Annotated in this window: 11 protein-coding genes and 1 pseudogene; 4 read left to right on the top strand and 8 right to left on the bottom strand. The window is 69.8% G+C overall.

All coding sequences use genetic code 11. The features are described 5' to 3' along the window. Window positions 1-100 precede the first annotated feature (100 nt). Window positions 101-1,495 (bottom strand): cysteine--tRNA ligase, encoded by a 1,395-nt coding sequence (gene cysS / locus JO379_RS19935; RefSeq protein WP_130879317.1) that lies wholly within the window; start codon window positions 1,493-1,495, stop codon window positions 101-103. 265 nt (window positions 1,496-1,760) lie between these two features. On the opposite strand from cysS, the gene JO379_RS19930 reads away from it, so the two are divergent. Further along, window positions 1,761-2,927, top strand: coding sequence for an acyltransferase family protein (locus JO379_RS19930; protein ID WP_130879316.1), 1,167 nt, complete (start codon window positions 1,761-1,763; stop codon window positions 2,925-2,927). Between the two features lie 121 nt (window positions 2,928-3,048). Beyond that, on the top strand, window positions 3,049-4,296 hold the full coding sequence (locus tag JO379_RS19925; RefSeq protein WP_130879315.1) for an acyltransferase family protein: 1,248 nt from the start codon (window positions 3,049-3,051) through the stop codon (window positions 4,294-4,296). A gap of 47 nt (window positions 4,297-4,343) precedes the next feature. Here JO379_RS19925 and JO379_RS19920 read toward each other — a convergent pair whose 3' ends face one another. From JO379_RS19920 to JO379_RS19905, 4 genes are all read right to left on the bottom strand, one after another. Further along, window positions 4,344-4,751, bottom strand: a complete 408-nt coding sequence (locus JO379_RS19920) for a PPOX class F420-dependent oxidoreductase (RefSeq protein ID WP_130879314.1) — start codon at window positions 4,749-4,751, stop codon at window positions 4,344-4,346. A gap of 292 nt (window positions 4,752-5,043) precedes the next feature. Next, entirely contained in the window at window positions 5,044-5,547 is a 504-nt protein-coding gene (gene ispF / locus JO379_RS19915; protein WP_209516157.1) for a 2-C-methyl-D-erythritol 2,4-cyclodiphosphate synthase, read from the bottom strand. Then, window positions 5,537-6,316, bottom strand: coding sequence for a 2-C-methyl-D-erythritol 4-phosphate cytidylyltransferase (ispD, locus tag JO379_RS19910; RefSeq protein WP_209516154.1), 780 nt, complete (start codon window positions 6,314-6,316; stop codon window positions 5,537-5,539). Before ispD ends, ispF begins: the two co-directional genes overlap by 11 nt. Before the next feature lie 292 nt (window positions 6,317-6,608). Continuing rightward, window positions 6,609-7,091: a CarD family transcriptional regulator gene (locus JO379_RS19905; RefSeq protein ID WP_003953493.1), complete on the bottom strand. Its 483-nt coding sequence runs from the start codon at window positions 7,089-7,091 to the stop codon at window positions 6,609-6,611. A 635-nt stretch (window positions 7,092-7,726) separates the two neighbouring features. Here JO379_RS19905 and JO379_RS19900 point away from each other — a divergent pair. Then, window positions 7,727-8,452, top strand: coding sequence for a copper chaperone PCu(A)C domain-containing protein (locus JO379_RS19900; protein WP_130879311.1), 726 nt, complete (start codon window positions 7,727-7,729; stop codon window positions 8,450-8,452). 231 nt (window positions 8,453-8,683) lie between these two features. Here the strand turns inward: JO379_RS19900 and phoP are convergent, their stop codons facing one another. Both phoP and phoR read right to left on the bottom strand, forming a co-directional pair. Beyond that, window positions 8,684-9,355 (bottom strand): two-component system response regulator PhoP, encoded by a 672-nt coding sequence (gene phoP, locus JO379_RS19895; protein ID WP_465270536.1) that lies wholly within the window; start codon window positions 9,353-9,355, stop codon window positions 8,684-8,686. Window positions 9,356-9,532: 177 nt separating this feature from the next. Continuing rightward, window positions 9,533-10,700, bottom strand: a pseudogene (gene phoR, locus JO379_RS19890) (two-component system sensor histidine kinase PhoR); the annotation flags it as partial. 203 nt (window positions 10,701-10,903) lie between these two features. Here phoR and phoU point away from each other — a divergent pair. Continuing rightward, window positions 10,904-11,593 (top strand): phosphate signaling complex protein PhoU, encoded by a 690-nt coding sequence (gene phoU, locus JO379_RS19885; RefSeq protein ID WP_130879309.1) that lies wholly within the window; start codon window positions 10,904-10,906, stop codon window positions 11,591-11,593. A gap of 378 nt (window positions 11,594-11,971) precedes the next feature. Here phoU and JO379_RS19880 read toward each other — a convergent pair whose 3' ends face one another. Then, the gene (locus JO379_RS19880; protein WP_130879308.1) at window positions 11,972-12,625 is read right to left on the bottom strand and encodes a class F sortase; all 654 of its coding nucleotides are present in this window, start codon (window positions 12,623-12,625) and stop codon (window positions 11,972-11,974) included.

Genomic DNA, 12,625 nt, shown 5'->3' with positions numbered 1-12,625 from the left:
ACCTTGTTTCTTCTACTGCTCAGGGCCGATGGGGACGGCTCAGAAAACGTACGTACGAAAAGTGTCTCTCAGGACGCCCGGCGGTGCCGGGCGTCACTGATCAGGACAGCGACCAGCGGGGGCCGGACGGGGTGTCCTCGATGGCGAGACCGGACTGCTGGAGCTGGTCGCGGATGGCGTCGGCCGTGGCGTAGTCCTTGCGCCCCCGGGCCGCCTGCCGCTGCTCGAGCACCAGCCTGACCAGCGAGTCCACGACGCCGTGCAGATCGTCACCGCGGTCCGCGCCGGAGCCGGCCCACTGCTCGTCCAGCGGGTCGAGGCCCAGCACGCCGAGCATGGCGCGCACCTCGGCCACCCGGGCGACGGCGGAGTCCTTGTCGTCGGCGGTCAGCGCGGAATTGCCCTGCCGGACCGTGGTGTGGACGATGGCGAGCGCCTGCGGGACGCCCAGGTCGTCGTCCATCGCCTCGGCGAAGGCGGGCGGCACCTCGGCGGCGGGCTCGATCTGCTGGCCGGCCAGCTCGCAGGCCCGCTGGATGAAGCCCTCGATCCGCGCGAACGCGGACTCGGCCTCACGCAGCGCTTCCTCGCTGTACTCGATCATCGAGCGGTAGTGCGGGGTGCCGAGGTAGTAGCGCAGCACGATCGGGCGCCAGTGCTTGACCATCTCGGAGACGAGCACCGAGTTGCCGAGCGACTTGCTCATCTTCTCGCCGCTCATGGTGACCCAGGCGTTGTGCGCCCAGAAGGCGGCGAAGTCGTCGCCGAAGGCCTTGGCCTGGGCGATCTCGTTCTCGTGGTGCGGGAAGATCAGGTCGAGGCCGCCGCCGTGGATGTCGAAGGACTCGCCCAGGTACTTGTGCGCCATGGCCGAGCACTCCAGGTGCCAGCCCGGACGGCCGCGGCCCCAGGGCGTCTCCCAGCTGGGCTCGCCCGGCTTGGACGCCTTCCACATGGCGAAGTCGCGCGGGTCGCGCTTGCCGGCCTCGACGTCGCCCGCCGCGCGGAGGTCGTCCAGCTGCTGGTTGGAGAGGGCGAGGTAGCCGGGGTAGGAGCGCACGTCGAAGTAGACGTTGCCCTCGGCGGCGTAGGCGTGGCCGCGCTCGATCAGGCCGCGCATCATCTCGATCATCTCGGGCACGTGGCCGGTGGCGCGCGGCTCGTAGGTCGGGCGCAGGCAGCCGAGCGCGTCGTACCCCGCGTTGAAGGCGCACTCGTTCTCGTAGCCGATCGACCACCAGGGGCGGCCCTGCTCGGCAGCCTTGGCGATGATCTTGTCGTCGATGTCCGTGACGTTGCGGATGAAGGTCACGTCGTAGCCGCGGTAGGTGAACCAGCGGCGCATGATGTCGAAGTTCAGGCCCGAGCGGATGTGGCCGATGTGCGGTGCGGCCTGCACGGTGGCACCGCAGAGGTAGATCGAGACACAGCCCGGTGTGAGCGGGGAGAAATCACGGATCTGCCGGGCGCTGGTGTCGTACAGGCGAATGGTCACGGAACCAGGGTAGTGGGCGTGAGGGAGTGCCCCGGGCAGTAGGTGCTTTCCGGCCGGGGGGAAGACCGCGTCCGGACAGAGATTACGCCTGTCAGCGGGGTGGCGGAGGCACTCGTACCGGTTTCGCCGGGTGCCGGATCCGGACCCTCGCGGCACGTTTTGCCCGTTATTTGCCTTTTGCGTCAAAAATACAAATACCCGTGGTAGCTTCCCCGGCACACCTCATCATCTTCTCGGTGAGGTGCCGCGGAACCCAGGAGGGGCGTTGCACTCCACTCTGCCGGTACAGCAGGAGCATCCGGAACCCCCGGCCCCGGTCCGGCCCCTGCCGGAGCCGGACCGGGCACCCGGCAGGCTGGCCGCGCTGGACGGGCTGCGGCTGCTGGCGGCGCTGATGGTGGTGGCGTACCACTACATCGCGTTCGGCAGCGGCGCGTGGGAGGGGCCGTCGCGGTCGCTCTTCCCGACGGCCTATCTGCCGGCCTCGTACGGCTGGCTGGGTGTTCAGCTGTTCTTTCTGATCAGCGGCTTCGTGATCTGCATGAGCTGCTGGGGCAAGAGTGTCGGACGCTTCGCCGCCTCGCGGGTGACCCGGCTCTACCCCGCGTACTGGTTCGCGGTGCTGGCCGTTTCGCTCGTCCTCTATCTCTGGCCGGTGGTCAATGAGACGCCCAGGCCGCAGGACGTCGCCGTCAACCTCACGATGCTCCAGGACCCCCTGGGGGTGGCTCCCGTCGACGGCGTCTACTGGACGCTGTGGATCGAGATGCGCTTCTACCTGCTCTTCGCGCTCGTCGCCTGGAAGGGGCTGACCTACCGGCGGGCGGTGGGCTTCTGCGTCCTGTGGGCCGTCGCGGCGGTGATCGCCAGGGGTGTGGACGACCGGACGCTCAGCGAGATCCTGCTGCCGCAGGACTGCTGGTACTTCATCGCCGGAATCGCCTTTTATCTGATGTACCGATTCCGACCGAATCTGGTGCTCTGGCTGATCGTCTCGGGCAGCTTCCTGATCGTGCAGCACGATCTGTTCGCCGCCCACGCCCGAGCGGAGAGCCATATGGGGCACAGCGTCCCGCAGTGGCCGACCCTGCTGCTGATGGCCGTGTTCTTCGCCGCGGTCATGGCCGTCGCGCTCGGCTGGACACGGCGCCTCGACTGGCGCTGGCTGGCCACGGCCGGGGTGCTGACCTACCCCCTCTATCTGCTCCACGAGCGCATCGGCTGGGTGGTCATCAAGCACGCCGACGGACATGTGCCGCGCTATGTCCTGTTGCCCGCGCTGGTCCTCGGGATGCTCCAGGCCGCCTGGCTGACGCACCGCTATGTGGAACGACCGCTGGCACGGGCGATCAAGCGCGGTCTCGAACGCGCGATGACGGACATCCGAGGAGGTCAGGCGACCATCTTGGGGAATTCAAGTGTGCAGAAGTGAAGGAAGTGAAGAGAGTGATCGCGAGAGAACCGTCACGGCGACGCGGACAGGTCCCTATGTCAACATGCCTGCGAATAGCCCCTGCATACTATGAACCGACTGCACAACGGGAGAGGACGACATGCGTTTCGCCAGCCGAGGTGATCTCGATGGCGGCCGGGTAGCCGTCCGGCGCTCCACACCCAGGCTCTACGTCCTGGACGGGCTCCGTCTGATAGCCGCCCTCATGGTGGTGCTGTTCCATCTCGTCTCACTGCGCGGCGGCTGGGACCGGCCCGCGGCCGAGATATTTCCCGCCGCGGAACCCATCGCCCGCTACGGCTGGCTCGGCGTCGAGGTCTTCTTCCTGATCAGCGGCTTCGTGATCTGCATGAGCACCTGGGGGCGCTCCCTGGGTGATTTCGTGGTCTCCCGGGTCTCGCGGATCTATCCCGCCTACTGGGTCGCGATATTCCTGACCGCCGGCGTCATCACCATGTGGCCGCAGGTCCGCGACGTGAAGAACTGGGACGTCGTCCTCACCAACCTGACGATGCTCCAGCAGGGGATGGGGGTCTGGGATGTCGACGGCGTCTACTGGACGCTCTTCATCGAGCTGAAGTTCTACGTACTCTTCGCGATCGTCGTCGCCACCGGTGTCACCTACCGCAAATGCGTGCTTTTCTGCGGAATCTGGACGGTGCTCTCGATCACCGCCCCCACGGTCGACAACAAACTCCTCGACATGTGGGCGATGCCGATCTATTCGCCCTATTTCATCGCGGGCATCGCGTTCTATCTCATGCACCGCTTCAAGCCCACGGCAGTGCTCTGGGGCATCGTGGTCATGTCCCTGCTGCTCGCGCTGCACCAGGTGCCCCGGCGGGTCTCGGACAACTCCAGCGAGGTGATTCCGACCTGGCCGGCCACGCTGATCGTCTTTATCGCCTTCGTCCTGATGGCGCTCATCTCGCTGGGGTACTGCGACCGGTTGCAGTGGCGCTGGCTCGCGACGGCGGGCGCGCTGACCTACCCGCTCTATCTGATCCACCAGTACATCGGCATGACGCTGACCTACTGGCTGCGCCATACGGTCCCCGCGCCGCTGCTCGTCCTCGGGATCATCGTGCTCATGCTGGGCGCCGCCTGGGTCCTGCACCGCTGTGTGGAGCGCCCGCTGGGCAAGTGGCTGCGCCGCGTGCTGCAGAACGGCATGGAGGAGATGCGCCGGCAGTCGGCGCCCGACGCCGACCGGCGCGAGCCGGCACCGGAGGCACCCCTGCGCAGCACGGTGGACGTTCCTCCGGCGGCGCGAGCGCAGCGCCCGTACGAGCAGAAGGAGCCCGACCGCGTCGGCGTGGGAGCTCCGGGCGCGCCCGACGGCCCCTGACGGCCCGTCCCGCCGCTGCGGTTCCGGAGCGGCGGGACGGCCTCGGCTCAGAGCGAGCCCACGACCTTGCGCGGGGTCACCCGGACGACGACGCGCTCGGCGTCGTCCTTCGCGGCCGGGTTGAAGTCCGCGTAGGCCTTCCCGGTGTACTTCCGCGACAGCTCATTGATCAGCTCCTGGCCGCCCTCGGTCGTGAGGGTGGCGCTGCCGCGGACCTCGGCGTAGGTGTAGGGCGCGTTGGACGGGTTGATCATGACGGTCACCCGGGGGTCGCGGCGGAGGTTCTTCTCCTTGCGGCGGCCGACGGTCGTCGAGATCAGCAGGTCGTCACCGTCGCGCTTGACCCAGGTGACCGTCAGCTGAGGGCTGCCGTCGGGCTGGACGGTCGCCACGGTCGCGAAGACGGGGCTGTCGTCGATGAGCTTCTTCAGGTCGTCGGAGAGTGCGGCTGACACGGTGGGGTCCTTCCCTCGGTGACGGCGTCGATTTCACCGTATTCGCACCGGGCCCCTGCGGGGGCGCAACGGGCGACGGCCGGCCCGGCGGGTCTCCGGCTGCGGGCCGGTTCTGCCGCCTGCGGCGGCGAGCGCCCTGCGGGCGCGTCCTCAAACGCCGGACGGGCTGGTTGTGGCTGAGCGCCCGGCCGACATCAGCCCGTGTGGGCTGGAAACAGCTGAGCTCGGCCAAATCAAGCCCGTCCGGCGATTGAGGACACCACCGCGCAGCGGGGGTGCGGAGGAGACGGCCTCAGGCCGAAGAGGGATTCCGGACCACCAAGGCCGTGGCAATGGCCGCCAGGCCCTCCGCCCGGCCCGTGAGCCCCAGACCGTCGGTGGTCGTGCCGGAGACGGACACCGGGGCGCCGATCGCCGCCGAGAGGGCCTTCTGTGCCTCCTCGCGCCGCTTGCCGATCTTCGGCCGGACGCCGATCACCTGGATGGCGACGTTGCCGATCTCGAAACCGGCCGCCCGTACGATCCGGGCGGCCTCCGCCAGCAGGGTGACACCGGCCGCGCCGGACCACTCGGGGCGGTCGGTGCCGAAGTGGGCGCCGAGGTCGCCGACACCGGCCGCGGAGAACAGCGCGTCGCACGCGGCGTGGGCGGCGACGTCACCGTCGGAGTGCCCGGCGAGGCCGTGGGTGGCGTCCTCCCAGAGCAGGCCCGCGCACCACAGCTCGCGGCCCTCCTCGAAGGCGTGCACGTCGGTGCCGATGCCCACCAGGGGCAGCAGCAGGGGCTCAGAAGCCATCGTTGGCCCTCCTGCGGGCGAGTACGGCCTCGGCCAGGACCAGGTCCAGCGGCCGGGTCACCTTGAAGGCCTCTTCGTGGCCGGGCACGACGACGACCTCGGTGCCGAGCCGCTCGACCAGGCCGGCGTCGTCCGTGGCGCCCTCGCCCTCGCGGGCGGCGGCGGCGAACTTCTCGTGGGCGGCCACCAGCGTGGCGCGGTCGAAGCCCTGCGGGGTCTGCACGGCCCGCAGGAGCGCCCGCTCGGGCGTGCCGACGACCGGCTCGGGCTCGCCCGCGGCGTCGCCGGTGCGGGGTTCGACCTGCTTGACGGTGTCCGCGAGGGGCAGCGCGGGGACGACGGCGGGCGCGCCGTCGTGGACGGCCGCGACGACGGCGTCGACCGTGTCGACGGGCACCAGGGGGCGCGCGGCGTCGTGGACGAGGACGGTGGTGATGTCGTCGGTGAGGGCCCGCAGGCCGAGCCGCACGGACTCCTGACGGGTCCCGCCACCGGGGACGACCAGCACCTCGGTGGGGTCGTGGTCCGCGAGGGGGTGCTCGTCGAGGAGGGTGCGGACCTCGGCGGCGCCGTCCGGCGGGGCGACCACGACGACGAGCGAGACGGCACGGGAGGCCGCCATCGCGCGGACCGCGTGGATCAGCATGGGCGTGCCGTTGAGGGCGCGCAGCGCCTTGGGCGTGCCGGGGCCGAGCCGCACCCCGCGACCGGCCGCCGGAATGACGGCGGCGGTGCGTCCGGATGCGCCGGCGGTGACTCGATCGGACATTGCGTTGGCGTTCAGGTTTGCTTCCTCGGCCGAATTGGGTATGGCCTCAGCGTGCCGGGCACGATGCCCCGACCAGCCCCTTCCGTGACGACTGGTCGGGCCGGCTGCCCGGGCCCGGCACACCAAGTACGGCGTGAACGTACGGCGCGAACGACGTCTGCGCCATAAAAAACGCCGCCGGAGCAGAGATGCCGCAGCGCCCGGCGGATGACTTTCGTCATCACGCGGGCACCGCGGCACTTCTTTACGTCCAGCACCTGCTGTGGATCCAGCGCGCGGATCCCGCACTACGTCAGGACGCGAGAACCTCGTCGAGCAGGGCCTCGGCCTTGTCTTCGTTGGTGTTCTCCGCGAGGGCGAGCTCGCTCACCAGGATCTGGCGCGCCTTGGCGAGCATGCGCTTCTCTCCGGCGGAGAGTCCGCGCTCGCGCTCGCGACGCCACAGGTCGCGCACTACCTCGGCGACCTTGATCACGTCACCCGACGCGAGCTTCTCGAGATTTGCCTTGTAGCGACGGGACCAGTTCGTCGGCTCTTCCGCATACGGTGCGCGGAGCACCTCGAAGACCCGGTCCAGCCCGTCCTGGCCGACCACATCGCGCACGCCGACGAACTCCGCATTGTCCGCTGGCACGCGAACCGTCAGGTCACCCTGGGCAACCTTCAGCACCAAGTAGGTCTTGTCCACGCCTTTGATCTGGCGAGTTTCGATGGCCTCGATCAGCGCGGCCCCGTGATGGGGATAGACCACGGTGTCGCCAACCTTGAACGTCATGTGACAGGTACCCCTTCCGTGACTATCCAGTCTAACACGAGAAGAGGGCGTTCTGAATGGCGTTTTCGCAGGTCAGGGCATATCTCGGGGCTTGACAACAGCAACCGGAACGTGCTGCGGGAGGCTTCCGGAAGCGGGTATTCGCAGGTCGGAGCGGTTGTCCGGGCGGGGCGAAACGGGCACGTTACACCCGTCCGGCAGGCCCCGCGAGCGACTGAACGTCCCGGTTTGCCGGGGTCCGGTCGGCGGACTTCCCCTACTCCGTTCGGGGTGCACCCACCTTCTGTGCGCGTAATCCCGAATTGATCACTTGGAACTTGATCAATTAGGGAACGCCTTCCGCGACCCCTCGCATTCCTTAACCGATAATCCTCCGTACCGCTCCGAAGCCGGTTCCGGACGCGCGCACGGGCGATATTCGGCCGGTCACACAGAGAGTGCGTGATCGACTACGACGACCGGGTGAGTGACGGCGGGTAACGACGCGTAACGGGCCCCGTGACCCGGTCGAGTGGACCAGCCGAGTGGCACCGAGTTGACCATGGGGGCGGGTCGGGTGCGGAGGCTCTCCGACGGCTCGGTAACCTAAGGCCCGCTGACACATCCTTTACTTCGTCCAAGGAGATGCCGCCGCCGTGAGCAGCAGCCTTCGACGCGGCGCTCTCGCCGCTACCGCCCTCGTGCTCTCGATCGCCTCGCTCTCCGCCTGCGCGGCGGGCAACGATGCCCAGACGCTCGAGGTGAAGCCGGACAACGCCGCCACCTCGGTGGGTGACATCAAGCTTCAGAACATCAACGTCATCACCCAGCCGAAGCAGGAGGCCACCGGCCCCGCCGTCATCACCGGCAAGGTCTTCAACAACGGCCGCAAGGACCAGACGCTGACCGCGATCTCGCTGCCCGGCAAGGGCGCGACCGTGAAGCTCTCCCCCGCCAAGGGCACGGGTCCGCTCGTCATCCCGGCCGGCGGCTCCGTGACGCTCGGCGGCCAGGGCAACCCCTCCGCCGTCCTGCCGAACGGCCGCGAGGCGCTGAAGGACGGCGACTCGCAGCCGCTCACGTTCGACTTCAGCTCGACCGGTGACGTGAAGATCTCCGCGTTCGTCTTCCCGGCAAAGAGCTACTTCAAGGAGTGGGGCCCCGCCGAGCCCGCCCCGGCGAAGCCCGGCAAGCCGGCGCCGGGGAAGCCGAGCGGCACCCCGAGCGGGACGCCGTCCGGCGTCCCGTCCGGTACCGGCACCCCGGGCACGCCCGGCACGGACGCCGGCCAGCAGTCCGGCCAGCAGTCCGGCGGCAACACCCCGCCCGCGGGCCAGCCGACGCGGCCCGACGGCCAGCAGCAGCACGGCACGGGGCACTGAGTCGCTGAGACGTGTGACATACGCCGAGGGCCCGGAAGCGTGAAGCTTCCGGGCCCTCGGCGTATGCGAGCGCCGTGCGGGCGCGTCCTCAAACGCCGGACGGGCTTGATTGGGCTGAGCTCAGCCACAACCAGCCCGTCCGGCGTTGGAGGACACCGCCGCGCAGCGGGGGTGCACACGCCACGGCCCGCAGGGGCCGGCGCATGACCGTGAAGATCTGCCCGACAGGGCCTACGGCTCGAACTTGTAGCCCAGACCCCGGACCGTCACCAGATAGCGCGGCGCGCCCGGGTCCGGTTCGATCTTGGCGCGCAGACGCTTGACGTGGACGTCGAGCGTCTTGGTGTCGCCGACGTAGTCCGCGCCCCAGACGCGGTCGATGAGCTGCATACGGGTGAGGACCCGGCCCGCGTTGCGGAGCAGCATCTCCAGGAGGTCGAACTCCTTCAGCGGCAGGTCGACCTTGCCGCCGGAGACGGTGACGACGTGCCGGTCGACGTCCATCCGGACCGGGCCGGCCTCCAGCGCCGCCGGGGTGACCTCCTCCGGCTCGCCCCGGCGCCGCAGCACGGCCCGGATCCGGGCCACCAGCTCGCGCGAGGAGAAGGGCTTGGTGACGTAGTCGTCGGCTCCTATTTCCAGACCGACGACCTTGTCGATCTCGCTGTCCTTGGCTGTCACCATGATGACGGGCACATTGGAGCGCCCCCGCAGCTGCCGGCAGACCTCCGTGCCGGGCAGGCCCGGCAGCATCAGGTCGAGCAGGACCAGGTCGGCGCCATTGCGCTCGAACTCGTCCAGCCCGTCGGGCCCGGTGGCGGCGATGGCCACCTCGAAGCCTTCCTTGCGGAGCATGTAGGACAACGCGTCGCTGAACGATTCTTCGTCCTCGACGACGAGCACACGGGTCACGGATGGACCTCCGGTCGGGTCTCTTGGTCGCTCGGGGCGGAGTGGCACGGGCTGGTGGGGGTCACGGAAGGACCTCCGGGGTGGAAAGGCGGTCGTCGGTGTAGGAGTCCTCGGCACGGACGTCGTCGTGGGCGGCCGTGCCGCCGGTGCGCTCGATCAGTGTGCGCCCCCGGTCGCGGTCGCGGACCGCACCCGCCTCGGGGAGCCGCAGGGTGAACGTCGAGCCCTGGCCCTCGGCGCTCCAGACCGTGACCTCGCCGCCGTGCGAGGCGGCCACGTGCTTGACGATCGCGAGGCCCAGGCCCGTACCACCGGTGGCGCGGGAGCGGGCGGGGTCGACGCGGTAGAAGCGCTCGAAGACCCGCTCGCGGTCCTTCTCGGAGATGCCGATGCCCTGGTCGGTGACGGCGATCTCGATGAGGTCGCCGCCGGGGGCGGTGATGTGGCGGGCGGCGATCCCGACGCGGGTGCGGGCCGGGCTGTAGTTGACGGCGTTCTCCACGAGGTTGCCGAGGGCCGCGGCGAGCTGGCCGCGGTTTCCCCAGACGTGCAGGTCGGCGGTGCCGCCCGCGGCCATCGTGATCTGCTTGGTGCCGGCCTGGTGGCGGCAGCGGTCGATCGCCTCGGCGACCAGTTCGTCCACCCGGACGGGCTCGGAGTCCTCCAGCGGGTCGTCGTTCTGCACCCGGGAGAGGTCGATGAGCTCCTGGACGAGATTGGTGAGCCGGGTCGCCTCGATCTGCATGCGGCCCGCGAAGCGGGTGACGGCCTCGGGGTCCTCCGAGGCGTCCATGACGGCCTCCGAGAGCAGGGACAGCGCGCCGACCGGGGTCTTGAGCTCATGGCTGACGTTGGCGACGAAGTCACGTCGCACGGCCTCGATGCGGCGGGCCTCGGTGAGGTCCTCCACCAGGAGCAGCACCAGCCGGGAGCCGAGCGGCGCGACCCGGGCGGAGACCGCGAGGGCGTCGCCGCGGCCGGTGCCCCGGCGTGGCAGGTCGAGCTCGACCTGGCGTATCTCGCCGTCGCGGCGGGTGTCGCGGGCCATCTGGAGCATCGGTTCGACGGCGAGCTTGCCGCCCCGGACCAGCCCGAGGGCGTACGCGGCGGAGCTGGCCTTGACGACGGCGTCGCCCTCGTCGAGGACGACGGCGGAGGAGCGCAGGACCGACAGCACGGTGTCCACACCGGGTGGGAGTACGGCGTCGGTGTGCAGGGAGCTGCGGCTCGGGCGGGCCTGGTCGCGTTCGCTCCAGCGGAACGCCAGCATGGCGATCACCCCGGTACAGACCCCGGCGATGGCTGCCGCTGCGGCGACGGCCGCGTCCACGTTCATGAGTCAAGGTTATGCGCGTCCCACGGCCGTTCCACAGCCAAATGGGGGGCGCCTCGAACACACGTTGCCGAGAGTTCACCTTCATGTCGGTGCCGGTTCACTCCGGAGGCCGTTCGCCGTCGCGTTCCGGCCCGAACGTGGGACCGTGGGCGGGCGGAGAATCCCCCCGGCCAGCGTTACTCGGAGTGAGAGAAGGTCAGGCAATGCGGGACGCGTACCACGAGGAGCTCGATTCGATCGGCGAAGGACTCGTCGAGATGGCCCGGCTTGTCGGCTCCGCGGTCGGGCGCGCCACCACGGCGATCCTGGACGCGGACCTCAAGCTCGCGGAGTCCGTCATCGCGGCGGACGCCAAGGTGGACGACCTCCAGCGCGACCTGGAGGCGCGGGCCATCGCCCTGCTCGCCCGCCAGCAGCCGGTCGCCACCGATCTGCGGATCGTCGTCACCTCCCTGCGCATGAGCGCGGACCTGGAGCGCTCGGGCGATCTCGCCCAGCACGTGGCGAAGCTGGCCCGGTTGCGCTTCCCGGAGACGGCGGTCCCGCGCGATCTGCACTCCACGGTCCTGGAGATGGGCCAGCTGGCTCAGCGGCTGATGGCCAAGGCGGCCGAGGTGATCATCACCAAGGACGTCGACCTCGCGCTCCAGCTGGAGCACGACGACGACGCGATGGACCTGCTGCACCGCGCGCTCTTCCAGCACCTGATGGACGACCGCTGGAAGCACGGCATCGAGACGGCCGTCGACGTGACCCTGCTGGGCCGCTACTACGAGCGCTTCGCGGACCACGCCGTGTCCGTCGCCAAGCGCGTGGTCTATCTGGTGACCGGTGAGCACGCCGACGAGCTGACCCAGGCCAACACCCAGTCCGGCCCGGTCGAGGGCGCGTAAGCCCCGGCGCGTGCGTCCGTACGTGCTTCCGCGCGCCCTCGATGCGCCCGTACACCTGTGCGCCCCGGCATTGACGGCCGGTGCGCCCGGTCCTTGACTGGGGGCAGGCAGACCAACCTTCGAGGAGGTACCGCATGGCAGACGCTTTTGAGACCCCTCCTGCGAACTTCGCCGAACGCGCGTCCGCGCCCGCGCTGAGCGGTTGTCAGTGCGGCCCCGGGTGCTCGTGCGGTTGCCAAAGCGGCGGATCGTGCCAGTGCGGCGGCGGTTGCGGCTGATTGACTCACGCGCGTCACTCACAGGAAGGGCCCCCGACCGGTCACCGGTCGGGGGCCCTTTCGTGGGTGCCGCATGTGGGGGTGCCGCATGCGGGGGTGCTCACGTCGCCTTGCCGGTCAGATAGGCGGAGACGACGACGTTGGCGGTGTACGTGCGCTTCTCGCGGTCGTAGGTGCCGCCGCAGGTGATCAGGCGGAGCTCGGCACGGTCCTTCTCGCGGGGCTCGTAGACCTTCGCGGCGTCGAAGCGGTCGTTCTCGACGACGGCGACGTCCTCGACGGTGAACTCGGCGGTGGAACCGTCCGTGCGGGAGACCCTGACCGTCTCGCCCCGTTTGAGGGTGCTGAGGTCGTAGAACACGGCCCGCGTCTGCGGGGTGTCGACGTGCCCCACGAGGACGGCGGCCCCGGCGCTGCCGGGCTGGGGGCCCTCCATGTACCAGGCGACCGCGTTGGGCCGCTCGTACGGGGGCGGTTCGACGCCGCCCGCCTGGTCGAGCCCGTGGCCCTCGATCGGGGCCTTCAGGCCCCGGTCCTTGATGACCAGTTCCTTGGGGCCTGCCCCCGGCAGTGGTTCATGTGCCGGGGGCAGGCCGTGCGCAGGGGGGCGGCCTGCGGCGACGCCCTTCTTCGGAGCCTTGGCTGCCGGCTCCTCGATGGTGTCGCTGCCGCACAGGCACAGGGCCAGCAGCAACGCCACCCAGGCCACCCCTGTCAGCAGACGGCCGAGGCCACCTCTGCGCTTGTCTGACAT

This window comes from Streptomyces syringium, assembly GCF_017876625.1.
In the GTDB taxonomy this organism is placed as follows: Bacteria; Actinomycetota; Actinomycetes; order Streptomycetales; family Streptomycetaceae; genus Streptomyces; species Streptomyces syringius.
The sequence above is the reverse complement of the archived record's forward strand: the minus strand, read 5'-3'. Positions and strand labels throughout refer to the sequence as shown.